Source organism: Flectobacillus longus, assembly GCF_030056705.1.
GTDB classification, from domain to species: Bacteria; Bacteroidota; Bacteroidia; order Cytophagales; family Spirosomataceae; genus Flectobacillus; species Flectobacillus longus.
Map to the genome: position 1 here is coordinate 18421 of NZ_JASHIC010000003.1, position 24332 is coordinate 42752.

The following is a 24332-nucleotide window of genomic DNA, read 5'->3' on the forward strand; positions in this document are numbered from 1 at the left end:
AAATGTTGTTAGGTATCTAGAAACTTAATTTAAACATGAGATTTGACCACGTAATTGACATTTTCGACGTCGTGAAATGGTTGCTTTGAGGTTATTACTTAAAATCAAGTTTTGGTTTTTAGCATCATAGTTTCTAACATGAGTGCAGTTAATCATATAAGTTTTATGAATTCTTTCAAAGCAATACTCTTTGAGTATATGCTCAAAAAACTTGATGGTTCTGGCAAAAAGGTACTTTTCTCCGTTTTTTAAATAAACATACGTGTAATTACAATCGGCTTGTAACATTACAATTTGTTGAATTGGAATCTTGATTTTCTGAAATCTAAACTCCAGATAACCGTGTGCCGTCGTGCAAAAGTTTTCAAAATTCATGAATATTCAATTTAATAGGTTAAAATTTGAAAAATAACTAGGAAAGAGTATTAGACGATAAATGCTATTTTACTACTTGATGATATTATGTACTATTTTTTCATTGTTTCCTGAATCCATGTACGAAAAGAGGCTGTTCTTGTAAATGTACTAATATCACCATACGTACCGTCTTTTAACCCAACGAGAGGCTCTGTTACACCCCCATTTAGTACTCCAATGACTGTCCATTTAAAATTAATTTTCATCATTAATGGCCCTCCGCTATCACCTTGAACGGTAGTAGCTTCCCAATCCAAAGCCTTGTTAGTACTTATACCTGAGCCCAAGGCTTTTTCTTGGTCATTAGCATAACTATCTCCTAGTGTGTTAATTATTCCTGATGGATCATCAAAGTCAAAAGCCAAAGTACCACCTTCGTGGTTTACGCCACTTATGACATGGGTAAGTCCTCCCATTCGACGATCTAATATGTTTTGTAAAGCATGCTTTTTGGAACGTTTGCTAGCATCTTGTCCTGCTTGGGCACTGTAGTCGCCATAACCTGCATACCACACAGTACTTCCAATAGTTTCTGAATCAATCGTAAAGTTTACCGAAGCGGGTGTGACAGAAGTTATCGGCGATGCAAGTTTTATCAATGCAATATCATTTCCATATCTATAAAAATCACCTCCATCCAGCCAACTTGGTGCTATATACAAAGCCGCAACTTTTCGTGTTTCGATTGGACTATTGGGGTCGTTTCCTATTAATATACTTAACTTGTCAATACTGGTTGGGCTAGTGTCTTTGGCAGGGTCAAAAAAGCAATGACCTGCCGACAATACCCACTGTGAGCCAATAAGCGTACCCGTACAAGTACCACTTGCTTCACCATGGTCAGCATCAATAAATACCACTGGCGTAAAATCAGGATAATCAGAGGTATTATAAGGTGCTTGATTGGTGGCAACGGTTTCGTATTTTGATAAAGGTATGTCATGACGAACTCCAAAAGTAGTAGGAACATCTGTAGGTGCTGTTCCATCGGTATTGGGTGTTACATCGTTATTTTTACTACAACTGAATAGCGCAAAAGAAGCAATAGAAAGACATAATAATCTTCTGACGTTGAACATAATTTCTCAATAAATTTTATTAAAGTACTTAGGAAATAAAACCAACGGTCTCATCAAACCAATTTATGCCGCCACATAAATTAAATGATGTATGCAGACCGTTGGAGGATTGTCATAGCCTAAACAACATAACAAATATAGAGGGCATAATTTTTGCAAATCTGACTTCCCTCTTGAATGGATGTTTTTGATGAATAGATGGGCATTTTCTTTACATGAATAGTAAAAGATTACTGTTAGAATTTAATAAATACGAATGATTGTTAAAAACAACCGCTCCATTATACCCTAAAACCATTCCTCAAAGATTTTGGTGTAACTCCATTTTTAGTCCTAACTTTGAATATAGACATACTGACAACCATTAAACCAAAATTTCAGATGACCCCATCTAAACAGCATGCTTTTATCAAGAAGGTAAAAGATATCACCATAGGAAGTACAATCGCTTTGAGTTTATTTGGTCCAGCAATCTTATTGCAAAGTTGTTCAAGTAATCAAAACGATGATGGTGACTATGAAGAAGTAGAAGTTTATAAAAAAGGTGTAAAAACATATATTTCAGAAACAAGTAAAGGCGTTTTTAAAATAACGAAAGAAGTAGAAACCGACGCAGATAGCTCGGTGGCTTACGTCACTTATTTGGATGGAAAACAAGATACCTTATCGCCAAGAGCTGTAAAAGCGCTTATTGACCAAGACGTAGCTAAACATCCTCAACATATTGGTCAAAGCTCAAGTTTGTCAAATGCTTTACTTTATGGTGGTATGGGATATTTTTTGGGTAGAACTCTGAGTCCTAGCTACTCAAACTATCGTCCCGATTTGTCGAGCAATGGTTTTAGCTCAACTCAAACCCGTAACGATACTACACACAGGCGTCGCTATCATTCTGGTAGTAGCCTTTGGAGTCGATATTATGTAAGTCAGCAGGTATATAATAGTTCACAACAAGTACATCATGCTATTAATACCTCTCGTACTACCTTTAGTAGGCCCACTGGTGGGCGTTCTGGATTTTTCCGAAGTAGTTCACATGGAGGATTCCATAGTTAACCAGTATAATTTTATTTCACCCAATTTCAAAATTTATGATTCATTTAAAAAGTTTAGGTAACTCGCCTGAGTCGGCTCTTCGTAATGCCGACTGGTATTGGATGCTTGGCGAGGATACTCAAAGTTATTTGACCAACCAAGTAGCAATAGTTTCAGAAGCTGAAGCAGAAAAGTATTATGCCGCAGCCAACGAGCTATATGAAATGTACATTGAGGCGGCTCAACATGTAATTGACCAAAACAAATTTGCTGAATTAGGTATTCCTGAAAATCTTATTGATTTAGTAAAGTACTCTTGGGAAAATGACCGCCATTGGCATATCTATGGACGCTTCGACCTAGCTGGTGGACTCAATGGCATGCCTATCAAACTCATTGAATTTAATGCAGATACAGCCACGTGTATTCCCGAAACAGCGGTTGTTCAGTGGGCTTCGTTAAAAGCCAATCGTTTGGACGAGACCCTTCAGTTTAATACTTTATACGAATCATTGGTGGCTCAGTTTAGCGAAATGCGTAAGCAAAATCCTGATCACGAACCTACACTTCTGATTTCGACAATGGAAGGATATCCTGAAGATGATACCAATATGCAGGTACTGGGCGAAGCTGCTCGTGAAGCAGGTTTTGAGGTAGCTTTTGAACATATTGAACGTACCGAGTTTTCGAGTGTAGAGGGTATCTACAAACAGAGCACCAATAACGGTAGTTTCACTCGCTATGACTTTTGGTTTAAACTTGTACCTTGGGAATATATTGGCTGGGATGAACCAGAACTAGCTCAGATTTTGACAGATTTAGTCACTAATGAAAAAACGATTGTATTAAATCCAGCTTACACATTGCTGTTTCAATCAAAAGGTATCTTGAAAATTTTGTGGCAATTATTCCCAAATCATCCACTTCTTTTAGAAACAGCCTCAACACCATTAGTCAATAAGACTTCTGTTGAAAAAGTACTTTTTGGGCGTGAGGGAGCTAATGTGAAAATTTTGGATACCGCAGGAAATGCCGTTTCGGAAACAGAAGGAGAATATTTTGAACAGAATAAAGTTTACCAAGAATACGTCGATTTTTTGCAAGATGCGGAAGGAAGTTACTATCAAGCAGGCGTATTTTTTGCGGGCGAAGCTTGTGGATTAGGCTTCAGAAAAGGAGGAAAAATCATTAATAATACCGCACAATTTGTGGGACATATTATTGAGTAATTTAGTGAGTGGTGATTGAGCGGATGAGTGGTTATTTTAAAATAATCACTCATCCGCTCAATCACTAAATAGCTTATCGCAAGTCCAACAAAACGACCTCCCACAATTCTGGATGAGTAGTATCAAAATACTCGTGGATTATTTCAAATCCTACACGGGCATGAGCAGCCAGCGAGCGTGTATTTCTTTTAGCCACTTCGGTAATACAAAGGTCATATTTTCCTGATAATCGCTCTTTGTGTAAGGCATACATACCATCAAAAATCCCTTGTCCTCGATAACCTTCGGCTACACAAATTTGCCCCATTGCATAATAATTGTATTCTTTTACTGGCTTACCTTGATAGTTAAGTTCATCCAACATATCGAACATTGCCATCAGTACAGGAATCTCATATCTAAAACTTGTTGGCATAACCAAGGCGTATCCCACCACTTTATCGCCATCTTTGGCAATGATTTGTGGCTCAGCGGCATTCATTCTAGACAGTAAATCAAAATTATGCTGAACAGTTACAAAACCTTGGCTTGTGGCCACGTCCTCTGAAATGTTCTTATTGAGATTCTGTTGTTGTAAATCTAATACCTGATTTACTTCTTCATCGCTTGTGATGGTAGTGAATACGATTGACATTTGGCTCAAACTTTAAATTCTATTTCGTTAACCTTCTAAACTTCAAATAATCAACACTTTATTGTGCTTATAATATTGATTTGTTTATTTCGAAAGACAAAACTCTAAATTTTAATTTATAATAAAAAATACCTTTTTTCGATATTTTTATAACAAAAAAGCATTAGTTCAATCTTCTCACCATGAGTCTTTTGATGACTTCAAAAAGTACTACAGGTTGTAACGTGCGCCAATTGACAACATCCAAGGTGCCTCCAAAATTGATATAATAATCAAGGCGGTATTTGGTCCATTCTTTTTGGATAAAATCTCTAAAATTACAAGCTGCAATCCAACCATCTTCTACTTCTTCAAACCATTCGGCATAATAATCGTCATCGGTTGAGCCATGAAAATTAAGGATATTTTCACCAATTAAAATAAACTGATTAATACCTTGCCCTATTAAGTGGTCGATTACATTGCGTTTAAACCACATGATGTCATTATGAAGCGTATCATTCCATTCGCCAAACATTTCGATAATTACAAACTGTCTATTATAATCAGCAAACAGGATTTTACAATATAAAGTAGGAGACTCAAACTCATCCCAAAATGGATGAATGTAATAACCATAAATATCATTTTCGTACATGGAAGTATTATATAACCTTCCATAAAAGGGAGAACGAGGGTCTTTTGATGCCACATAGTGACTTTCCCATTGGTAAAAAGGTTCAATATCCTGCATGATTGGGGACTAAGTATTAATGACGAATTGTAAATGATGAATTAGGACTGTACGAAGAATTTCCAACTATTGGAGATTTGGGATTTCTGATTTCGAAAGTAAAGGAAATATCTATTTTTTTTTCTAAAATATAGAAGTTTACACTTCCGAAATCCAACATCCGATATCCGAAATAGACAGTTTTTCTAAACTCAGCACTCACAACTAATAAGATTTAATCATATCGCTTGGTATCGCTACTACAAAGCTTGCAGAGCCTTTATGTTTGGTATTGGGTTCTTTGATATCGGCTTCCTCTATCGTGTTGATAGTGACAATTTTCAACGAAGGATTTGCTTTCTTCAAATACCAAATAATTCCTTCAAAGTTATTGGAGTGGTAACTGCCATTGAAGTGCAAAAATGCCTTGCCTTCAGACCAGTTTTTCAAAATAAAATGTGCCATAGTAGCATCTTTACTTGCTTGGGCTTTAGCAATATTCTCGGCCGACATTGTACTTCCTCCCATACCGTGCATTCCGCCCATTTTCATCATCTCAGCATAGCCAGACAAAGTTAAGTCTACGGTAATAGGTAGGGGGGCTACACTTTTTTTCCCTTCTTCACTCAACTGATTAAGTGCGTCTAAACCTCCTTTTGATACCAAACTGGCATAGCGTCGTGGAATATTTGTGGCGATGAAATTGATTTTGTTTTTCTGGGCAAAATCTACCATAGGTTTGTAGTCTGTGGCATAGTTTTGCCACATTTTAGCTTCAGTCTCAAACTGTTTTCCTGTAATAATACCTTTCAAGTACTCATCAAGAACTACTTGATTATCGGCCTCAAACATTTCGGCTCCTAAAACCAAATTACCCTTTTTATCCGTATATAAGTCTTTAGTAACTTGTAACTCTAGCCAGTGTGCAATAGGGTTGTCATGAAGTTCACCAAAGAACACGATATCGGCTTCTTTGGCCTCCGAAAGCATTTTTTCATAAGAGCTTGGTTTTAATTGAGCTGTATAAATTAAATAAGCAGGTTTGTCTGCTACAAAGCCCCAAGCAAATGATGCTAGTAAAAGAATTAAAATAAGTTTCCGCATAATAAAAAATGAATGTTTTATTTTCAAATTAATGTTAAAATAACACTTTTGTAATAAGATGGTTCTTCTTGCTCCATCTTTATTACTATTTTCCGAGCCAATATATTGCTATACTGTTAAATACCAATCCCCAATGACAACACAGGAAGAATTGATCACTAACTTTTACCATGCCTTTGCCCAAAAAGACACACAAAGCATGGAAGCTTGCTATCACTCCAAAGCCACATTCAAAGATCCTATTTTTTATCTAAAACAGCCTTTGATTATGGACATGTGGCGTATGTTGATAGAACGAGGCTCTGATATGAAAATTGAACTTTTGAAAGTTCGTACTCATAAAAATAAAGTTGAAGCTACATGGAGAGCTTCTTACACTTTTGGAAGTACAGGCTTGCCAGTTGTAAATACCATAACGTCGACTTTCTCATTTTCTGAAAACAAAATCTATCAACAACATGATCATTTTAACTTTTACAAATGGGCTAGTCAATCCTTAGGACTAAAAGGAAAGCTTTTGGGCTGGACTAGTTTTTTACAAAATAGTGTTCGAAAACAAGCCATGCAACGCCTCGAATCCTATTCGAAGCAATCACTTGAATAAATAGTATATCTGTTATTTCTTGACATCAGTAAACAACCACGTCAATATAGCATAAGTAGAGAATGATAAATGTTTGTCAGGTATTTATTTTTTCAGTTTGCTTTTGCTTGTTCTAATCCCTAGGCATCTCAAAAACAAATAGTATTGTACAAAACAGGATGAATGTTTTGGCTGAATCCTATTGCATTGGAGTGTTAAATTAGCTGACAAATGACTGTTTAAAGTCAAAGGTTTTGAACTTAAAGTTAAATTTGGGTTCTCTTATTTATAGTGCTTTCCAAAAAACAACAACATTTTTCTCTTTCTATGAAACTTTTATGGTTAATGCTTGGTTTATTAAATGTATGTACATTAAATATTATTACATTTAATATTTTATCTGACCAAACTCATGGAATTATTAGAGAAATTGAATTGGCGCTATGCGACCAAAAGAATGACAGGAGCTACAGTTCCTCAAGAAAAACTTGACAATATTTTAGAAGCTATCCGTTTGTCGGCATCGTCGATGGGACTTCAACCATATACAGTATTAGTTATTGAAAATCCAGAAGTTCGTAAACAAATTCAACCAGCGGCATACAATCAACCACAAATCGTAGAATCGTCTCACATCTTGGTGTTTGCGGCTTGGGACAACGTTTCTGAAGCGCAAGTAGATGGCTATATGGCTCAAATTGCCGAAGAACGTGGTATTCCTGTAGAGTCATTGGCTGGTTTTAGAGCAAACTTTGGCGGTATTTTGAGTCGCTCGGCAGAAGAAAACTTCAATTGGACAGCTCGCCAAACATATTTAGCATTGGGTACTGCCTTAGTAGCTGCTGCTTATGAGCAAGTAGATGCCACTCCAATGGAAGGTTTCAACCCTGCGGCTGTCGATGAAATTTTAGGTTTGAAAGAGAAAGGATTAAAAAGCGTTTCTATCTTAGCTTTGGGCTACCGTGATGAAGCAAATGATCAGTTGGCAAAAGCAAAAAAAGTTAGAAGAACCGCAGATAAGTTATTCGTTAAAATTTAGTACGATTATCTGGTTATCCAAAAAAGACTATACTCTCTGGGTGTAGTCTTTTTTTGTTACCTTAGAAAAAGTATTTTTGATTTGAAAATTTGGTAATTTGATGATTTGAAAATGAAGCTATTTGAACTTTTTAACTCCCCTTTTATCTTCCTCTCATAACTCGTTTGTACACATGAAAGAACTACTTGAATCGCTGAATCATAGATTAGAAATCGTAAGTGCTTATTGGCAATCTCAATCTGAAGAATCACTATCGTTGAAAAGCTCACCTGAAAAATGGAGTAAGAAAGAAGTGCTTGGGCATTTGATTGACTCGGCACAAAACAATATTCGCCGCTTTGTTGTAGGTCAGTATCAATCTAAAGCACAGATTATTTACGAGCAGAATATTTGGGTAAAGGCGGCAGATTATCAGTCTTATCCTTCTGAAGATTTGTTGGAATTATGGAGATTACTCAATAAACATTTAGTACGGGTTTTGACAAACTTACCAGAAGATCAGTATCACGTTTTGACAAATTGGAGTAAAGAGGCCGTACCCGACGCTTATCCTACACTTTGGGAAGTAGCACAAGATTATTTATGTCATTTAGACCATCATTTGAAGCAATTGGGGATGAGGATTAATGAATAGAGTGTGCTCTCTCAAAGCACACTCTATTCATTAGAATAAATCATTTTATCTTAAAATTGAGCCCAATATTAAAGCCAATTTTATTAGGTCTTACCAGTAAGAGGGTACTTGCATCCGATTGGTGATTGAGGGCAATACTCATAGTTGGTTCAATAAAAAGATAGGCATTATCTCCAATCTGACGACTTATGCCATAGCCAATATTCAAAAAGCTATTGATTTTGCCAGCCGCAGTGCCATTCAAGCTTGTATTGCCTTCTATGCCTACCAATGCGTGATGACTAAGTGCATCTCCTTTCAAGAAAGTGTATTCTAGGTCTACTCTTGTGCCTAAATAATGCGATGACAAAGCATAAGTTTTATTTTGTTCTTCAAAGGCCACATCTGCGGTTTGATTATCCACACTACGTACTACCAATGAATCTGTGCGGACTTTGAAACTAATGCTCTGGCTAGATTTTGTATAAGAAATCCCCGTTTTTAATTGCAACTTATCAGACAAGGTAAATTTTAAGCCTGCCTGAAGATAAACGCCTATTCGACTGTTATCGTCATCTACCTGAATGCTATGCACATATTTTGAATCTGAGCCATTTGGGGTAATCGTATAATAATTGACCAAAGGCATAGCACTAAAATACAAGGATACGGGCTTACTAGGTTGAAAATATCGGTTGGGTTTACGTTGAAGAGTTTTGATACGCGCCTTGTTAAATTTTACGGATAAATCCACAGGTTCTTTTGAGGCTAAAATTTCTAAATTAGGTTCTAATGCCTCTTCCGAAGTTGACAAATAATCTCCTGTATTTTGTGTAGCACGAACAATTCTATCATATTCCTCTGTGGATAAACTCGACGGGATGACTTTTTTATTGGCATCCTTTCTCGCTCTTTTCGAAGATTTTGAAGATACTATATCTACAGATTTCGTGGTGTTTCTCTTTCCTATATTTGAGCTTGCTATAGGCTCATAAATATTACTATTTGTGCTTGTTGTTGAATACTCGGCAATAGAGTTTGCCTTTTTATTTTTTTCTAAACCTTCTTCTTTTTGTTCTTTTGCTACTTCAGGATTGGCATTATGAGCGTTTATCTCAATGCTTTGAGTATTGGATACGCTTTTGTCAAAACCTTGATTTGATTCAGTATTTAAGGTTTTACTGCCCTGAGTTCCCTCGTTTTGGAGCGATTGTCCTGTTGTTACATGACTCAGCTCTGTGGTTGGAGAGGCAATAAATCTTGGCAATAGACCAAACGATAGCAACAGCAAAGCTACCGCAGCCGCCAGATGCCAAAGTATAAGTCGTGAAAAAGAAGGTAACGGCAATTGAGGCTCTATGTTAGCCCAAAGCACGTCGTCCACTTCAGATTCAAAATCATTGAACTTATCGTGGAAAAAGCCTTCAAAGGGGTCTATATCATTATTGGATGCGTTCATAGCTGACGATTCCCAGTTTTTTTAGTTGTTTACGGAGCAACTCTTTTGCACGAGACAGTTGCGACTTGGAGGTATTTTCGCTTATTCCAAGCATCTGCCCAATCTCATTGTGATTATAGCCATCTACTACATATAGGTTAAAAACCATACGATAGCCGTCGGGAAGTTGGTGAATAAGTGCTAGTAAATCTTCGCTTGAGAGTGTCGCTAAAATATTCGGGTAATCATCATTGCTGAGTACAACTGTTTCATAATCGGTATTTTGTTGAAATTTTAAATTTGCGTGATAATAATTAATTGCTGTATGAATCACGGTTTTACGTACCCATGCGCCAACAGCTTCGGGTTTTTCTAAAGATTTGATATTATTAAAAATTTTGACAAATGCTTCTTGATAAATGTCTTCGGCCTCCTCTTTGGAGCGCGCATAACGACGACAAACACCCATCAACTTGCCCTTGTACATATTGTAAAAGGCAGTCTGGGCTTTGCGATCATTCCGCTGGCAGGCTCTGACTAAATCCTGTTCATTTATCATTCAGTTGGCAATTAGTTTCATTAAGTGATTACTCACCAAAGTATTAATGCAGATTGGGAGTTATGAATTGTAAATGTAAAGTTTTAATTATCAGTATTTTACATATTCATTAATTCAATCTTGTTTTGCATAATAGTGTTTTGTTTGTAAAAAAATGAGGGCAATTTATTGATAATCATCATTTTAAGACCAACAAGTTTTATTTAATACCTATCCTAACGAATTAGGAAGGTATTCTTTTATTCGGCATATCATCTGGGTTTATGTGACGAAATAATAGTGTTTTTCTAGAAAATATAAAAGAGAAAAACCACTCCAATCCCAATATTGGATTTACGAGAAAGACTCTCCCGAAATTCGGGAAAGCCTTTACATTCAAACCACTTGTATAATTATTTATGAATCCAAATGCGTCTTTATTTTTTGATTTTAATCTTAAAATTGGCGCTCAACTCTTTTCCTTGGATAGTCGTCAATTTTATTTTAATTTGATCGTCTCGGTCTTTGCCTTTGTCTTTATCCCAAGCGCTGATTTGATAGTAAATTTTAGTTCCTTTTACATAAGCTGTTCCATGCGAACCCTGTTCTGTAATGCTTATCGAGCTAATTTCGGCGCAAGATGAAACATAAAGTTGATATGGGACTTCAAACGGTGTGGCTTGAACAATGGTTTCTGATACCTCCATTACACCATTATCAAACTTGGCATCGCAAGTAGTTGCCCGAATCTGACTTACTTTTACCCACACACTAGGTGAGATAACACCGTATTTATCTGAGAGCGCATATTCTAAATAATCGTCTATTTGTGTTAGATAACCAGGAAAACTTGCTGTCGATGGCTCATAATCTATTTTGCCATTATTAACACTTGCGGTACCGTATTTTGGCCATTTCGTTATTCTGAGCGTATTAGAACTATAAGTTGAACAAAGGTTATCGTTTGCCAAAATGTCTAACTGTACCTTCGGGCTATTGCTCGGAATCACATAATAATTGGGCAATAGACTTGTAGTGCATGTTCTGGTAGACGAACCTTCTACATCTAACTTTACTGCTGCTGTCATACAAATACCCTGAGTACCAGCCGAGCAAACTCGATAAAATAATAAATCGGACCCGTCGTAGTATTTTTTTGGGGTATAAACAATTCGATTATTTTTGACTACAGCCGAACCGAATAGCGGATTAAACGATATTTCTAAGCTTGTCGAATCAAGAATGGCGTTACAATAACGATCATTTTTTAAGACATCCAACACACACTCAGTACCTTGGTTGAGACAGTGAAACAAATCTGGCATTACACCTGCGTTACATGGAATTTTATCCCAATTGCTGGTCACTTTTACCCAAATACTATCTTTTATTTGTTTTTGAGTATCTAAATTAACGATATTCAAAATCAGCATATCGGTAGCATCCGATACAGTAGAATCAGGCATATATACGATAAACTTACCATTTGGGGTAAAATACGCTTTTCCGAAATTCCCATTTTTTTCGATTTTGATGGTGTGACCTGTCATATTTTTCAAAAAATCTTTGACATTGATTGTCACCATATTCGATGGGCTAGTATAAAGCGTATGAATATCCCAAAGTGCAGGTTGAGTATTGACTGGAGTGATACTGACAATATCTTTTTTGATTTCGTCACACCCTATCAACAAGCTCACTACGCTTAGTAAAATAGCAATATGTTTTACAAAAAACTTCATTATGATTGATGTCAAGAGAGTCTTTGAAACCCCAAATCCCCCTTGTTGTCTGTCTTTATTTTATGTGGTTGAACCCTTGAGCGAAAAGCTTTCCACTAAGTTATCTATTTATCAATTTTTGCCACTAAAAACTTCCCATCTTTATCAAAATACAAATGATATTTACTTGTACCCACAACGATATGTAAGTAATAAGATTCGATTACACCATCTATTTTGAATGCTATCGCTTTATCGAGCGACCAACCTGAATAGGTTGTATTGAGATAGTTTGTTATAATAGCAGGCAATACATCAGCTGTTATTTTAACGTCCTCAAATTTAGGGAGTTTAATGTCTCCATTTATCGTTTTTATCAAATTGCCAGAAGCATCAAAAGTCAGAAATACTAATTTTTTATCATTCGATAAAGAAACATAGTATGAATCAATTGCTCCGTTTTTGATGATTTCGATACCTTTTACGTATTTCCAAGAGGCATAATTTGCACTTAAATAAGCTGTAATAGTAGTTGGAAGTTCCGATTGTTTGAGATTTTTGTCTTCAATTTTACGGGCAGCAGGAGCATACGTTTTGGTAGTTAACAATTTGCCTGCATTATCGTACGAAAACTCATAGAAAACACTATCCTTTTTGGCTAGCACAAAGTAAAATTTATTGCCTGTTGAATCAGCATTAGCAGCAGCTCGCACAAAGGTATAACCTGTTAATTGCGTTTGAATGGTTGCTGGTAACTGGTCGTATGTTACTGTGTAAAATTTTCTAAACTTACCTTTAATTTGTCCAGTGCGTTTAGGTTCTTTGAATTCTGCTACAAATGCACCATTAGCATCAAATACCACCGTTACTTTTTGGTCGTTCCATTCTATCAAAACTTTATAAAGCGTATTGCCATCTTTGTCTTTTCCTGCTGCTACTCGTTCCAATTTATATCCAGCATAGTTTGCGGTAAGATATGCTGTTATACTGGCAGGAAGTGAAACTTTTGTAGTATCATCCGACAGGTTAAATGAACTTAGTACTGTACCATTGGCTGAAATAGTCAATTCAATACTTTTCCCATTTACCTTTAAATCTACCCCATACGTTGTACTTTGACTAAGTGTTGAGTAGCTTACTTGAGCGGCCTCGGCCTGTGGAAAATTATTACTTACAGCTAAACGTACTGCGGAAGGTACAACCGATGAATTCGAGGTTGAATTGTCTACAGCAATTTGCTCTGGTTCACAACTTGCCAATAAAAACGCACCAATGAGTGCTGAAAACAAAAGAATTTTTTTCATGGTCGATAACGGACTTATGGATTGTCAGAAAATATACCTCGATAATTGGCCAGATACCGAAAGAATTAATACCTGATTTTCCTAATGGACAGAAACATGTTGTTGATATAGCAGGATGCTATAAAAGATTTGTGAATTCAATAATATTGACAAGAGAGAAAAAAGAAGGGTTGCACTTAGTGTTAAAAATTCTTAAAAAGACAATGATTGAAATTGAGAACTATGAAAATAAAGAGCCTCGTAGAGGTGCCACAATACATAAAAATGCAATTGTTGGTACTTACGAGGTTCTTTGTATAAGTGTTGGAGTTTTATGATATCAACCTATATGTTAGGACTGTTTATTTTATGCGTAAAGTAAAGCTTTATCTACTTTGGCTGGGAGTGGCCCTTTTGTAACAAGTTTGAGTGCCGCCAAGTTAGCGCCTGCTTGTGAGCAAATGTCTGGTGTTTTTCCTTCGCTAAAGGCAGTCAGAAATCCTGCCCAATAGGCATCTCCCGCACCTGTAGCGTCTATGACTTCGATAGGTTTTACGCCTACCGTAATTTTATCTTTTCCTTTATTATAAGAAATAACAGAGCCATCGCCCCCTTTTGTCAAACAGATAAGGTCGGCACCCATGGCATGAAAGTCTTCCAAAATTTGTTCTTCCGTAACTTTTTTACCATATAATCTTTCTGCATCATCCTCGCTTAGTTTCACTAGTCCATCTTGACCGCAATACGCTGAAATAACTTTCCAGGCTTGTTCTCTATCAGGCCAAATTTGAGGGGCATAATTACAGTCAATACTCACACGGCAGCCTAGTGCATTAGCACGCTTGGCAGCATCTACAATGGTACTTTGTGCAGGTTCTTGACTCAAGGCAAAACAGGTAGTATGAAATATAGCTGATTCTGATAATAATTTATCCGAAATATGTTGTGGCTGAAGCATGCGGTCGGCAGTACGATAGGCAATAAAATCTGGAGTTTCTTTTGTGCGAGATACTACCACGATACTTGTTGGATGAAGTGGATCAACAGCAATATGTTGTATGTCTATACCTGTTTTGGCTACTTCGTCACGTAAAAAAACACCTAGGTTATCATTGCCTATACAAGAAATAAGGGCTACAGGCTGTCCCAAACGAGCCATGTTGGCGGCCATGTTGGCAGGACTTCCACCTTGAAAACGCTCAAACACAGGAGTTGCTAAAATACTAGGGGCTAGCTCAGTTCCGATTAAATCCACCAGCAGCTCGCCTACCGAAAGTAGCACGTATTTTTTCATGATATAAAAATGGTTTTATGATTTGTAATGCAAATTAAAGATTTATTCCAAAGAATTTTATAGATTAAATAAACAAACTAATTTCCTGAAAAGATATGTACAAAACACTACCTCTCATTACAATATTCTTATTTCATCTTGCTTTTGTCTCGTTTTCGTCAAATACCAACCCTCAAAAGCAAAAAAGTACTATCAAGAAAGTTTCGGATGATGAAGCGCTCAAAAAGAAAGCCGATGCTTTGGCTCACCGTTTTGTGATTGTGGATGGTCATGTAGACTTGCCGTATCGTTTGCATGCCAAAATGGAGGATGTCTCGGTACAAACTGCGGGTGGCGATTTTGATTATGTTCGAGCTAAGAAAGGAGGCTTGTCGGCTCCATTTATGTCGATATATGTCCCTGCCGATTTACAGAAAAGAAAGGGTTTTTCGAAAGCTTTAGCGGATTCATTGATTGATTTGGTAGAAAATTTAACCAAAACCTATCCCGACAAATTTGCTTTGGCCAAAAGTCCAGCCGATATTTTACAAAACTTCAAAAAAGGATTGATTTCTTTGCCTATGGGTATGGAAAATGGCTCGCCGGTAGAAAGTAATCTTGAAAATCTCAAGCATTTCTACGACCGAGGCGTTCGCTATATCACCCTGTGTCATGGAGAAGATAATTTTATTTGCGATACTTCCTACGATACCACACGCACATGGGGTGGTTTGAGCCCGATTGGTCGTCAGGTGGTACGCGAAATGAATCGTTTGGGTATTATGTTGGATTGTTCACATATTTCTGATGATACCTTCGAACAAGTGGTAGCTTTGTCAAAAGCACCTGTTATCGCATCACATTCGTCTTGTCGCAGTTTTACCCCAGGTTTTATTCGAAATGCCCCCGATGTTTTGATTCAAAAAATGGCTAAAAAGGGCGGAGTAATCATGATTAATTTTAGCTCAATGTTTTTGGATTCAGCTTCAAATAAAGCCTACGAACTCAAACGCAATGCTATAAAAGCTTTTCAGAGAAGTAAAAATCTTCCTGCCGATGCTCCTGAAGTACAAGCTTTTGAAAAGGAGTATGTGACTAAGTATCCAACGCCGCTAACCACAGTAGAGCGTGTGGCAGATCATATAGATCATGTCGTAAAAATTACAGGCATCGACCACGTAGGACTAGGTTCGGATTTTGATGGGGTAGGGCCCACACTTCCAGACGGTCTCAAAGATTGTTCAGAAATACCGAATTTGATTTATATTTTGCTTAAAAGGGGCTATTCAGAGAAAGCTATCGAAAAGATTTGTTACAAAAACTTATTCAGAGTGTGGAATCAGGTGGATAAGGTGGCGGAGAGGAAATAGAGCTAAACAAAATTAGTAATTGAGCGCTGTAAAAGCAGAGATATATTAGCAGCGCTCGTTATTTATGAATTACTGTTAAGTATTTCCCATTTTGTATTCGATTTACAAACTACGAGGGTCTATAGCTTTAAGTCCTTTGATATTCTGAAAATCGCTTGTGTTATTGATAAGAAGTATTAAATCATGTTTTAGAGCAGTAGCTGCTATACTTGCATCAGCAATTTTCTTCCTTAGTTGAGAGTATTTATTTCTTAATGTAACCACTTCATTGGCTATGTCCTCATCAAGAGGTAATATATTAGCAAAGCTAACAAGCTCTTTTATTTGACTCTCTTTTGACAGAAGGTTTTGACTGGGCGCCAATATTTCTATTTGTGTGATAACAGAAATATTGAATTCTTCGTCAATGATAGAAGCTACAAGTTTCATTCCTTCTTCGGATAGGTTCTTTGATAAAAAATGACTAATAACATTTGTATCAATTAAATATCTCTTTCCCATGATGCACGTGCTTCTTTAGTCTTTTTTTCTAACATATTACCCTCCTTAAAAGTAAGGATACCGGCAAAATCGGAAGGTTTTCTAGGCTTTTTCCCCTCATTAGAATATAACTTTTCAACAAACTGTCTAATAATAGATTCTTCTGTTTGTATAGAAAAATTTGAGTTTTGTGATGTTCCATCCTTTTCGGAAGATAATAATAAGTCCATCACTTCTGAAAAATTCTTATCATCGTTTAAGTCTATATTTTGCTCTTTGAATTTTGATAATAAGATAGTTATAAGTTTTTTCCAATCTTCCATTTGAATAATGACAGCAACTTTAGTTTGCTCATTATCAGATATATATTGTAAGGTCATAAGCTTTGAGCATAATTGTTATTTCTGTAATCATGGAACGAAAATCTTATATCAAAGATACATGATTTTGGAGAATTTCTAATTTTCTTCTTCTATTAGTCGATTAAAATCCCTCCCCACTCATCCACCTTTTCGACCGCTCTACATTTGACTTTATTTCATACTTGTTTTTTTAATTTTAATTGTTCTATATTTGTAGTGTACTATTAAACTAATACACTATGTTTAAATTTATTCTGACACAACGATGGATTGTAGGGTGTATTCGATTTTGGTTAGGTTTTATCTTACTAAGTGCTGGGATTACCAAAATGTTACATGGCAATTTTATCCAACTTATTGGTCCTCCTTGGCTGATTGAAGTACTAGCCAAACATCAATTGGGTTTGTTTGCCGAGTTTATTGCAATAAGTCAAATCATCATTGGTTTTTGTTTGCTGGTCAAGCGATTTGCTACCCTAGGAGCAGTAATGGCTATTCCGATGTTTCTGAATATTCTGATGGTGACTATTTCGCAGGATTGGAGAGGGACACCTTATGTGGTTGGTTTCTTTTTGGCTTGTAATATTTATCTTTTGATATGGGATTTTGATAAACTCAAATTCTTACTTATCGATCAGGAGGAGGCGGTTCCGAAGGGAGGGATTACCAGAAAAAACACACAAATAGATTTGTTATATCTCATTGGTTTAGTGCCCATATTAATAGCAGTGTTGATTCCTATGCCTTTGAGAGCCTCTCAGATACTGGCTTTTGGAGGATTGGTGTGGTGGGTAGGCGTATATGTTTGGCAATTGATTAAAAAACAAAATAATATTCATAAATAAGAAATCTTCACTTCAACCTCAAAACTCAAAATATGGTTTCGATACATAATTTAGGATTTGGTTATAGCAAGAAAAAGCCTGTATTCGAAGGGCTGAATCTTGAACTCCAAACGGGCAATGTCTACGGGCTACTTGGGCGTAATGGCGCTGGGAAATCGAGTCTTCTGCGTAATATCGCAGGTTTACTTACGCCTACATCAGGGCAATGCACGGTCAAAGGGCATACGCCACATTTGCGACAACCTAAGTTTTTGCAGGAGTTATTTTTCTTGCCCGAAGAACTACATATTCCGCCCATCAGTATGAAGGAATTTGTGTCGGTGTATGCTGTGTTTTATCCCAATTTTTCTCAAAATCAATTGAACGAATATCTCAAGGAGTTTGAGGTGGATAGCACAGCACGACTCACCGAATTATCGTTGGGACAAAAGAAAAAGGCCTTGATTAGTTTTGCCTTGGCTACTAACACACCTTTATTGATTATGGACGAACCTACTAATGGTTTGGATATTCCGTCGAAAAGTCAGTTTCGAAAAATCATTGCTTCTTCCATTACCAACGAGAGAGTTATTCTGATTTCGACGCATCAAGTACGTGACCTTGAATCTTTGATTGACCCAATTATTATCATGGATAACCGAGAGGTTTTGCTCAACGCAGGTGCCGATGTGATAGCTGAAAAGCTTTCTTTCAAAACAGTTCAACAAGTGACTAATCATGAAAAAGTCCTTTATTCAGAGCATTCTATCAGAGGATTTGGTATTGTGATTCCAAACGAAGATAAGTCATATACCAAAGTGGATTTGGAGTTATTGTTCAATGCAGCTTTAGAAAAGCCACAGGTAATCAAGCAATTATTTAACTAAACTTGGGAAACTTTTTAGATAGAAAACATGAATCAAACATTAGATATACAAAGATTAGGGTGGTTGATCAAACGCATTTGGGTTGAAAACCGAAAGCTGTTTGGCATGACCTACGTTGTCATGGTACTGTTGTGTATTGCTACCTATTATTTAGGACGTGATGCGGATGGTGCTATTGTGGATAGAGACATCAGATTTGGAAGCTTGATTGTCGGAATGTTCGGGCTAGGGGTATTGTTTGCCAACTATATTTTCAGAGATTTTTCTCATACGCCTTCTACGATGAGTTATCTGTTGCTTCCAGCATCGCATTTAGAAAAATTCTTGAGTGGACTTTTTTATGTGTTGATTGTCTACCCGATTGTCATTATTTCAACACACTCATTGATTGATTATGCTGCATTCGAAATCATAAAGTCTTCTTATCCAAATACTCCAATGGAAAGAACGATTATTTCCTATTCAGAGCTTTTTGAAACGTACTTTAGTGTTCAGGATACAAGGTTTTTAAATGGTATTACAATACTGACAAACTTCTGGACTTTTACGATTATGGGGACTTTATTTTTCCAACGATTATCCTTAATCAAAACAGCCTTCTTAGGATTTTCGAGTATCGCCATTATTGCTTGGTTGGAATACCTAATGTTCCATTACATCATCGGCGATTTGAATAACAATATCTCATTTAATGCCGAGAAAGACTCGTTTTTAACAGTATATATCACTGTAGGTATCGTTTTGCTTCGCTTCGTTCTACCTCTATTTTGGTTGTTGATTGCATATTTAAAGTTAAAGGAAAAGGAGGTTTAACATCATGGAATTTAGAGAAAACCAAGCCATATATCTACAAATAGCAGAGCTAATTTGTGAGAGAATACTGCTCAAACAATGGGCATCAGAAGATAAAGTTCCTTCTGTCAGAGAACTTGCCGTTCAATTAGAAGTTAATCCCAATACAGTTATGAGAACGTATGATTTTTTAGAACAAAAAGGTATCATTTTTACCAAAAGAGGTATGGGCTTTTTTGTATCAACAGATGCACACGATAAAGTGACGGAGTTTCGACGTGAAGAGTTTTTACAAAATGAATTACCTCAGTTCTTCAAAGCCATTCACTTATTGGGAATCGACTTTTCAGAATTACAAAATAGATTTGAAGCTTTTAAAACCGAAAATTATTAATCCATGAAGACATCCAACAAACTCCTTGTGACAATGGCAGCCTTGGTCATCATAGGGTTATTAAGTTTTAATATTACTTTAAAAGGCAAATTGGTTGAATATAAAGAGACTCATGAGAATACCAAATTAGTCTTAAAGCCATTCAAGTATTTAACACTTCGTTCAAACGCTGGGAATTATGTCAATGTGGATATTGCGCAAAATCCAGAATATGCTTTGTTAAGTGCTAAGGAAGGTGTTACACAAAAATATGTAGGTGATACCTTAGTGCTGGAACTTATCGAATCTGTAAATTACGTAAAATTACAGATGCCAATATTATTAGGTATCAATGTGACAAGTGGAGAGGCTATTCAAATTAATATAAACAATACATTTAAAGTTGATAGTCTCTGGATAAAATCACAAATTTCTAGTACGACACTTGAATTAAGTGGTATCGAAACAAACAATTTGGATTTATATTCTTCTCAGTCCTTAATCGTGAATTTGGACCATATAAAAGCCGATCGTTTAGCAATAAATGGAGGAAGAAATAGTGAACTAAAAATGAAAGACATCAAAGTTCAACCTAACCAGTTGATGTTGAGCGATAGTATTGCAGTACAGGTTTTGGGTAAAGATGCGATGAAGATATTGAGTAAATAAACAGGAATAGTGTAAAAAGGCACAAAGAGGATTTAGCTTCTTTGTGCCTTTATTATTCTAATTTCTCAGTATCTCGAAGTTTACTTTTACCAGTAAGATAGCAAACCAAACCGAATAAAATAACATAAATCTCAAGCTCGTAGATTTTGAAAAAAAATAAAACGACCATTAGAATACCAACAGTTAAGCTTGCTGCTTTGTAGAATTGATGTTTATTGTTCATGTTTTGATAAATTTCTAGTTCAAGACTCAGTCTTGGACTTATTTTTTTAACAGTTTATAAACTGAAACAAGCGCCAGTCCGAGACTAAGTCTCGAACTAGGGAACTATATTTTATTTGTAAGAAGGTTAGGCTTTTGGGCTTTTGAAAAAGTATTCAACCTTACTTTTGCTTTTTTACTTTGGCAGTAATCACAAAAACAACTACAACAATTAGGAACCCAATTAGGGCTGGAAATTGTAATAGTTCATCGGAACTGAATTTGTTATTTTTAAATCCTAAGTAAATTAGAAACATAATCATACTTATTCCTAAAAGGGATATTCCATTTTTCATACAGCTTTGACGATTGAAAAAACTAATATTTGACAACAAGAATTCAATCAAAGAAACAAATTTCTAGTTCAAGACTCAGTCTTGGACTTATTTTTTTTAACAGTTTATAAACTGAAACAAACGTCAGTCCGAGACTAAGTCTCGAACTAGGGATGTATTCTTAGAACCTTTTTTATCCTCTGTTATTCTATGCAAAAAACAGTGCATAAAAAATAGCTATTCCACCAACTGCCATTGATAGGACTTCTATCAAAATCATCAATTTTCTTCGATTTGCTTTCATTTAGTGAATAGTTAAAGGTGCAAGTTGTGTCCATAAAGTTTCCTCAGCTAACAGATATACGATTAACGTATCACTTTCTATCAGTCTCTCGAAAAAGATATACCGTTAGTATTCCAGTCATAAATCCTCCTATAAACCAAAGTGTTTTAGATAAGCTCGTGAACGGTGAAAGCTTTTGGAATGAAAAAGTAGCCTCGGAACTTGATGATATATAGAAGGCGATTACGAACCATAATAGGGTAGTTGGGAATTTGAATTTCATGGTTTTTCAAAATTAAGATATATATAATTCCGATTGTGAGGTTACGCCATTTTCTAAATGGTAGATATGGTCTATCTTGTCCATTAAGTTATAACGATGCGTAACTAAAATTATACACATATTTGCACTTAATTTCTCAAGGAGTTCTACTACAAACTTTTCCGTTTTACTATCCATGGCAGAAGTAGCTTCATCAAGCAATAAAACTTTTGGTCTACGATATAATGCTCTAGCAAGAGCAACTAACTGCTTTTGCCCTCCCGAAAGATTAATGCCTTCTTCGCCCACAATGCTAAGATAACCTTGTGGTAGATTTTCAAAAAATGCCGATATACCGACTGACTGGCAGAATTCAACAACCTTTTGTCCTTCTTCAATTACATTTCCGAGCAAAATATTATCAATTAATGTGCCATTAAAGATTTTAATATCTTGTGGAACAATGCCAATATGTTCACGCCAGATACTGGCTGGTATATCTTTAATTGACAAAGTGCTATTGATAAGAATATCTCCTGATTCAAAATTTTGAAATTTTTGTAAAATCTGCAATAATATACTTTTTCCTGATTCTACTTCTCCTAAAAGCCCAACTATTTGCCCTTTACTAACAGAGATAGATACATTTTTCAAGAGTTGTGGACGTCCTACGAATCTAAAAGATAAATTATTAATTGACAACGAATTTATATCTGGTAGCGAATAATTATCTTGATGATATGTATGAGTAGGTTCTGGTTTGATATTTGTAAATTCAAACATTCTTTCAAATGCTACTTTAGCTTCTTGAAGTTGAATATTAGTTGTTGCTAATCGACTAACAGCTCCGATCATACCCGAAACAATAGAGATGATTGCCATCATTGCTCCAATTTTGATGTCTTGATGTAATACCGCAAATGATGATATAGCCAAAATGGCTGTAATAATGAGGGCATTTAGTAATTCGCTCCATAGTCCGTATCTATTCCCCAGCGTACTTAGTTCATAGATTTTCTGCTGAAAAAGTTGGTAATAAACTTTCCCTATTTGTGTAAATATTCGCTCTTTATTGGCCGATTTAATCACTGAAATACCTGTTATGGCATCCACAAAATGGCTTTCTGTAGAGGCATACTGGCTCATTACTTCTTTTTGATATTTGATGATTTTATGGTTGTATTTCCAAACCAAAAAACTATACAGAGGTAAGCTAACAAGAGAAAGTAAACCTACATTTATCGAATAGTTGAAAATGTAGAATGCCGAAACTAATAATACTAAAATATCAATTACCACATTGCCCACTAAATAGCTAATTACTTGCTGAATTCTACGGGTATCATTTAGCCTTGCTATAATTTCCCCTGTTTTACGAGTATCAAAAAATGACTTTTGTAGGTGGAGTAATTTACCGTAGAAATCGTCCATCAAACGATTGTTGAAATCCTGGCTTTGCCGAAGTAAAAAAAAGCCTCTCAAATAACTTAATCCAGCTCTAGCAACTAACAAGAACGCTAGTAGACACATGCCTAACCATAAACGCTGAGTTTGATGTTGAGGAATAATCTCATCCAATAATTTTTGACTAAAAATAGCAGTAGTCATCCCTAAAACTGCAATAGCAATCCCTAAAACCGCTGCTATCGCCAACATAGGTATATCTTCTCTGATGAGTTCTTTAAACCAAACAATCTTTTTCTGATTACTTGAATAAACTTTTTCAAAAGCTGCTGTTGGGTTTAGTATTAATACTGCCCTTGTTCTCCAGCGTGTCAGTAGTTCTGACTCGTTCCAAATTTCAATACCCTTGGCTGGGTCTCCAATGATAAAACTTCCATCTTCAGATGCTTCATAACAAACAACATAGTGCTCTAGCTTTTCATCAATTACTACATGGAGAATACATGGGAAACGTGCCTCTTTTCTAAAAACATTAAGCTCATCAACTTCAAACGCTTCAGCTTCCAGATTCAAACTATTGGCAGATTGTTGTAATCCTAATAGGCTTGTTCCTTGAATATTGGTGCCGCTTGACTCTCGTAGAGTTTCAAGTGTACTGTCTCCACCATAATAGCGAATCACTGATAATAGGCAAGCAACCCCACAATCGGATTCACCTTGTTGTAAAACAAACCCTTTAATATTTTGATGACTGTCTTTTTTTGTATTCATAATTGAGGAAGAAAGAAGTGAGCGAACCAAATAGTCAGAATAAGAAAAATGAGTACAAGTAAACGAGGCATAATAGTGTAGGATTATTGTTATTGTGCATCAAGGTATTTCAAAAGGGCTTCTACCTTAGTTTCACCCTTAAATTCCTTTTGCAAGTGATGCTTGTCATCGTAGATAAAAATATAAGGAATAGAAATAGAGCCAAATACCTTTTCGACTTTCGTAGCATCCAAGTGCGCTAAATAAGTATTAGGTAAGCTTTTTAGATGATACTTTTGGGCAAAAGTATCTATCACAATACTATCTGCGATAGAAATCCACCAAAGATTTACATGCTCGAACTCTTTTTGATTTTCGGTTATGGCTTGAGCTTCATATTGACAATGTTCACACTCTGGGTGGAAAAACAGTATAATAGTTGCAAACTTGTTTGGCTTAGGATTAGAACCAATCCATTCAAAAGTAGATATTTGGGGTAAGTGCCGTACTTGTTGTGCGTAAATTCTTTTTTCTTCTATTTTCTGATATGAACTATAGGCAAAGTAGATAATAGTATTCAAGACCAATAAAAGTATCCCAAAGAGTAGTAGTTTTTTCATAAGGTATAGCAATTTGATAAGT

The 24332-nt window shown here is 36.0% G+C and carries 26 protein-coding genes; 11 read left to right on the top strand and 15 right to left on the bottom strand.

Annotation, left to right across the window (positions count from 1 at the left end):
• Positions 1–24 precede the first annotated feature (24 nt).
• Positions 25–375, bottom strand: a complete 351-nt coding sequence (locus QM491_RS25515; protein WP_374761243.1) for a LytR/AlgR family response regulator transcription factor — start codon at positions 373–375, stop codon at positions 25–27.
• A 92-nt stretch (positions 376–467) separates the two neighbouring features.
• Positions 468–1496 (bottom strand): S1 family peptidase, encoded by a 1029-nt coding sequence (locus tag QM491_RS02720; RefSeq protein WP_283325716.1) that lies wholly within the window; start codon positions 1494–1496, stop codon positions 468–470.
• 381 nt (positions 1497–1877) lie between these two features.
• Here QM491_RS02720 and QM491_RS02725 point away from each other — a divergent pair, with 381 nt between their 5' ends.
• Positions 1878–2552: a Cj0371 family chemotaxis-regulating polar lipoprotein gene (locus QM491_RS02725; RefSeq protein ID WP_283325717.1), complete on the top strand. Its 675-nt coding sequence runs from the start codon at positions 1878–1880 to the stop codon at positions 2550–2552.
• A gap of 35 nt (positions 2553–2587) precedes the next feature.
• Complete coding sequence (locus QM491_RS02730; protein ID WP_283325718.1) at positions 2588–3760, top strand: glutathionylspermidine synthase family protein; 1173 nt, start codon at positions 2588–2590, stop codon at positions 3758–3760.
• Between the two features lie 73 nt (positions 3761–3833).
• Here the strand turns inward: QM491_RS02730 and QM491_RS02735 are convergent, their stop codons facing one another.
• The 3 genes from QM491_RS02735 to QM491_RS02745 all read right to left on the bottom strand — a co-directional run bounded on the left by QM491_RS02735 (position 3834) and on the right by QM491_RS02745 (position 6210).
• Positions 3834–4394 carry a GNAT family N-acetyltransferase gene (locus QM491_RS02735; RefSeq protein WP_283325719.1) on the bottom strand — a complete coding sequence of 187 codons (561 nt, stop codon included), beginning with the start codon at positions 4392–4394 and terminating at the stop codon, positions 3834–3836.
• A 163-nt stretch (positions 4395–4557) separates the two neighbouring features.
• The gene (locus QM491_RS02740; RefSeq protein WP_283325720.1) at positions 4558–5127 is read right to left on the bottom strand and encodes a hypothetical protein; all 570 of its coding nucleotides are present in this window, start codon (positions 5125–5127) and stop codon (positions 4558–4560) included.
• Positions 5128–5331: 204 nt separating this feature from the next.
• Positions 5332–6210, bottom strand: a complete 879-nt coding sequence (locus tag QM491_RS02745) for a ChaN family lipoprotein (protein WP_283325721.1) — start codon at positions 6208–6210, stop codon at positions 5332–5334.
• Positions 6211–6343: 133 nt separating this feature from the next.
• On the opposite strand from QM491_RS02745, the gene QM491_RS02750 reads away from it, so the two are divergent.
• From QM491_RS02750 to QM491_RS02760, 3 genes are all read left to right on the top strand, one after another.
• The gene (locus QM491_RS02750; RefSeq protein ID WP_283325722.1) at positions 6344–6814 is read left to right on the top strand and encodes a nuclear transport factor 2 family protein; all 471 of its coding nucleotides are present in this window, start codon (positions 6344–6346) and stop codon (positions 6812–6814) included.
• 391 nt (positions 6815–7205) lie between these two features.
• On the top strand, positions 7206–7832 hold the full coding sequence (locus QM491_RS02755) for an NAD(P)H-dependent oxidoreductase (RefSeq protein ID WP_283325723.1): 627 nt from the start codon (positions 7206–7208) through the stop codon (positions 7830–7832).
• A gap of 172 nt (positions 7833–8004) precedes the next feature.
• Positions 8005–8466: a DinB family protein gene (locus QM491_RS02760; protein ID WP_283325724.1), complete on the top strand. Its 462-nt coding sequence runs from the start codon at positions 8005–8007 to the stop codon at positions 8464–8466.
• 40 nt (positions 8467–8506) lie between these two features.
• Here QM491_RS02760 and QM491_RS02765 read toward each other — a convergent pair whose 3' ends face one another.
• The 5 genes from QM491_RS02765 to QM491_RS02785 all read right to left on the bottom strand — a co-directional run bounded on the left by QM491_RS02765 (position 8507) and on the right by QM491_RS02785 (position 14719).
• The gene (locus QM491_RS02765) at positions 8507–9904 is read right to left on the bottom strand and encodes an outer membrane beta-barrel protein (RefSeq protein WP_283325725.1); all 1398 of its coding nucleotides are present in this window, start codon (positions 9902–9904) and stop codon (positions 8507–8509) included.
• Positions 9888–10442 carry an RNA polymerase sigma factor gene (locus tag QM491_RS02770; RefSeq protein WP_166552953.1) on the bottom strand — a complete coding sequence of 185 codons (555 nt, stop codon included), beginning with the start codon at positions 10440–10442 and terminating at the stop codon, positions 9888–9890. The genes QM491_RS02765 and QM491_RS02770 overlap by 17 nt, the downstream gene beginning before the upstream one ends.
• 416 nt (positions 10443–10858) lie before the next feature.
• Complete coding sequence (locus QM491_RS02775; RefSeq protein ID WP_283325726.1) at positions 10859–12163, bottom strand: hypothetical protein; 1305 nt, start codon at positions 12161–12163, stop codon at positions 10859–10861.
• A gap of 104 nt (positions 12164–12267) precedes the next feature.
• Positions 12268–13446 carry a PepSY-like domain-containing protein gene (locus QM491_RS02780; RefSeq protein WP_283325727.1) on the bottom strand — a complete coding sequence of 393 codons (1179 nt, stop codon included), beginning with the start codon at positions 13444–13446 and terminating at the stop codon, positions 12268–12270.
• A gap of 346 nt (positions 13447–13792) precedes the next feature.
• Positions 13793–14719 (bottom strand): carbohydrate kinase family protein, encoded by a 927-nt coding sequence (locus QM491_RS02785; RefSeq protein ID WP_283325728.1) that lies wholly within the window; start codon positions 14717–14719, stop codon positions 13793–13795.
• Positions 14720–14814: 95 nt separating this feature from the next.
• On the opposite strand from QM491_RS02785, the gene QM491_RS02790 reads away from it, so the two are divergent.
• Positions 14815–16068: a dipeptidase gene (locus tag QM491_RS02790; protein ID WP_283325729.1), complete on the top strand. Its 1254-nt coding sequence runs from the start codon at positions 14815–14817 to the stop codon at positions 16066–16068.
• A gap of 102 nt (positions 16069–16170) precedes the next feature.
• Here the strand turns inward: QM491_RS02790 and QM491_RS02795 are convergent, their stop codons facing one another.
• Both QM491_RS02795 and QM491_RS02800 read right to left on the bottom strand, forming a co-directional pair.
• Positions 16171–16569, bottom strand: a complete 399-nt coding sequence (locus QM491_RS02795; RefSeq protein WP_283325730.1) for a type II toxin-antitoxin system VapC family toxin — start codon at positions 16567–16569, stop codon at positions 16171–16173.
• On the bottom strand, positions 16551–16928 hold the full coding sequence (locus tag QM491_RS02800; protein ID WP_283325731.1) for a hypothetical protein: 378 nt from the start codon (positions 16926–16928) through the stop codon (positions 16551–16553). Before QM491_RS02800 ends, QM491_RS02795 begins: the two co-directional genes overlap by 19 nt.
• 221 nt (positions 16929–17149) lie before the next feature.
• On the opposite strand from QM491_RS02800, the gene QM491_RS02805 reads away from it, so the two are divergent.
• From QM491_RS02805 to QM491_RS02825, 5 genes are read left to right on the top strand one after another with little or no spacing between them, the layout of a single operon-like run.
• Positions 17150–17755 (top strand): hypothetical protein, encoded by a 606-nt coding sequence (locus QM491_RS02805; RefSeq protein WP_283325732.1) that lies wholly within the window; start codon positions 17150–17152, stop codon positions 17753–17755.
• 32 nt (positions 17756–17787) lie between these two features.
• Complete coding sequence (locus QM491_RS02810) at positions 17788–18621, top strand: ABC transporter ATP-binding protein (protein WP_283325733.1); 834 nt, start codon at positions 17788–17790, stop codon at positions 18619–18621.
• 27 nt (positions 18622–18648) lie between these two features.
• Positions 18649–19434, top strand: a complete 786-nt coding sequence (locus tag QM491_RS02815; protein ID WP_283325734.1) for a hypothetical protein — start codon at positions 18649–18651, stop codon at positions 19432–19434.
• Between the two features lie 4 nt (positions 19435–19438).
• Positions 19439–19807, top strand: a complete 369-nt coding sequence (locus QM491_RS02820) for a GntR family transcriptional regulator (protein ID WP_095167038.1) — start codon at positions 19439–19441, stop codon at positions 19805–19807.
• Positions 19808–19810: 3 nt separating this feature from the next.
• Complete coding sequence (locus tag QM491_RS02825) at positions 19811–20455, top strand: hypothetical protein (RefSeq protein WP_283325735.1); 645 nt, start codon at positions 19811–19813, stop codon at positions 20453–20455.
• 52 nt (positions 20456–20507) lie between these two features.
• On the opposite strand, the gene QM491_RS02830 is transcribed toward QM491_RS02825, so the two are convergent.
• The 3 genes from QM491_RS02830 to QM491_RS02840 form a co-directional block, all read right to left on the bottom strand.
• Entirely contained in the window at positions 20508–20678 is a 171-nt protein-coding gene (locus tag QM491_RS02830; RefSeq protein ID WP_283325736.1) for a hypothetical protein, read from the bottom strand.
• A gap of 891 nt (positions 20679–21569) precedes the next feature.
• On the bottom strand, positions 21570–23711 hold the full coding sequence (locus tag QM491_RS02835; protein ID WP_283325737.1) for a peptidase domain-containing ABC transporter: 2142 nt from the start codon (positions 23709–23711) through the stop codon (positions 21570–21572).
• 89 nt (positions 23712–23800) lie between these two features.
• The gene (locus tag QM491_RS02840) at positions 23801–24310 is read right to left on the bottom strand and encodes a TlpA family protein disulfide reductase (protein ID WP_283325738.1); all 510 of its coding nucleotides are present in this window, start codon (positions 24308–24310) and stop codon (positions 23801–23803) included.
• Positions 24311–24332: the final 22 nt, after the last annotated feature.

What these genes read in the sequence shown, in the direction of transcription:
- QM491_RS25515 (WP_374761243.1), bottom strand. Translation starts at nt 375, where the DNA reads ATGAATTTTGAAAACTTTTGCACGACGGCACACGGTTATCTGGAGTTT.
- QM491_RS02720 (WP_283325716.1), bottom strand. Translation starts at nt 1,496, where the DNA reads ATGTTCAACGTCAGAAGATTATTATGTCTTTCTATTGCTTCTTTTGCG.
- QM491_RS02725 (WP_283325717.1), top strand. Translation starts at nt 1,878, where the DNA reads ATGACCCCATCTAAACAGCATGCTTTTATCAAGAAGGTAAAAGATATC.
- QM491_RS02730 (WP_283325718.1), top strand. Translation starts at nt 2,588, where the DNA reads ATGATTCATTTAAAAAGTTTAGGTAACTCGCCTGAGTCGGCTCTTCGT.
- QM491_RS02735 (WP_283325719.1), bottom strand. Translation starts at nt 4,394, where the DNA reads ATGTCAATCGTATTCACTACCATCACAAGCGATGAAGAAGTAAATCAG.
- QM491_RS02740 (WP_283325720.1), bottom strand. Translation starts at nt 5,127, where the DNA reads ATGCAGGATATTGAACCTTTTTACCAATGGGAAAGTCACTATGTGGCA.
- QM491_RS02745 (WP_283325721.1), bottom strand. Translation starts at nt 6,210, where the DNA reads ATGCGGAAACTTATTTTAATTCTTTTACTAGCATCATTTGCTTGGGGC.
- QM491_RS02750 (WP_283325722.1), top strand. Translation starts at nt 6,344, where the DNA reads ATGACAACACAGGAAGAATTGATCACTAACTTTTACCATGCCTTTGCC.
- QM491_RS02755 (WP_283325723.1), top strand. Translation starts at nt 7,206, where the DNA reads ATGGAATTATTAGAGAAATTGAATTGGCGCTATGCGACCAAAAGAATG.
- QM491_RS02760 (WP_283325724.1), top strand. Translation starts at nt 8,005, where the DNA reads ATGAAAGAACTACTTGAATCGCTGAATCATAGATTAGAAATCGTAAGT.
- QM491_RS02765 (WP_283325725.1), bottom strand. Translation starts at nt 9,904, where the DNA reads ATGAACGCATCCAATAATGATATAGACCCCTTTGAAGGCTTTTTCCAC.
- QM491_RS02770 (WP_166552953.1), bottom strand. Translation starts at nt 10,442, where the DNA reads ATGATAAATGAACAGGATTTAGTCAGAGCCTGCCAGCGGAATGATCGC.
- QM491_RS02775 (WP_283325726.1), bottom strand. Translation starts at nt 12,163, where the DNA reads ATGAAGTTTTTTGTAAAACATATTGCTATTTTACTAAGCGTAGTGAGC.
- QM491_RS02780 (WP_283325727.1), bottom strand. Translation starts at nt 13,446, where the DNA reads ATGAAAAAAATTCTTTTGTTTTCAGCACTCATTGGTGCGTTTTTATTG.
- QM491_RS02785 (WP_283325728.1), bottom strand. Translation starts at nt 14,719, where the DNA reads ATGAAAAAATACGTGCTACTTTCGGTAGGCGAGCTGCTGGTGGATTTA.
- QM491_RS02790 (WP_283325729.1), top strand. Translation starts at nt 14,815, where the DNA reads ATGTACAAAACACTACCTCTCATTACAATATTCTTATTTCATCTTGCT.
- QM491_RS02795 (WP_283325730.1), bottom strand. Translation starts at nt 16,569, where the DNA reads ATGGGAAAGAGATATTTAATTGATACAAATGTTATTAGTCATTTTTTA.
- QM491_RS02800 (WP_283325731.1), bottom strand. Translation starts at nt 16,928, where the DNA reads ATGACCTTACAATATATATCTGATAATGAGCAAACTAAAGTTGCTGTC.
- QM491_RS02805 (WP_283325732.1), top strand. Translation starts at nt 17,150, where the DNA reads ATGTTTAAATTTATTCTGACACAACGATGGATTGTAGGGTGTATTCGA.
- QM491_RS02810 (WP_283325733.1), top strand. Translation starts at nt 17,788, where the DNA reads ATGGTTTCGATACATAATTTAGGATTTGGTTATAGCAAGAAAAAGCCT.
- QM491_RS02815 (WP_283325734.1), top strand. Translation starts at nt 18,649, where the DNA reads ATGAATCAAACATTAGATATACAAAGATTAGGGTGGTTGATCAAACGC.
- QM491_RS02820 (WP_095167038.1), top strand. Translation starts at nt 19,439, where the DNA reads ATGGAATTTAGAGAAAACCAAGCCATATATCTACAAATAGCAGAGCTA.
- QM491_RS02825 (WP_283325735.1), top strand. Translation starts at nt 19,811, where the DNA reads ATGAAGACATCCAACAAACTCCTTGTGACAATGGCAGCCTTGGTCATC.
- QM491_RS02830 (WP_283325736.1), bottom strand. Translation starts at nt 20,678, where the DNA reads ATGAACAATAAACATCAATTCTACAAAGCAGCAAGCTTAACTGTTGGT.
- QM491_RS02835 (WP_283325737.1), bottom strand. Translation starts at nt 23,711, where the DNA reads ATGAATACAAAAAAAGACAGTCATCAAAATATTAAAGGGTTTGTTTTA.
- QM491_RS02840 (WP_283325738.1), bottom strand. Translation starts at nt 24,310, where the DNA reads ATGAAAAAACTACTACTCTTTGGGATACTTTTATTGGTCTTGAATACT.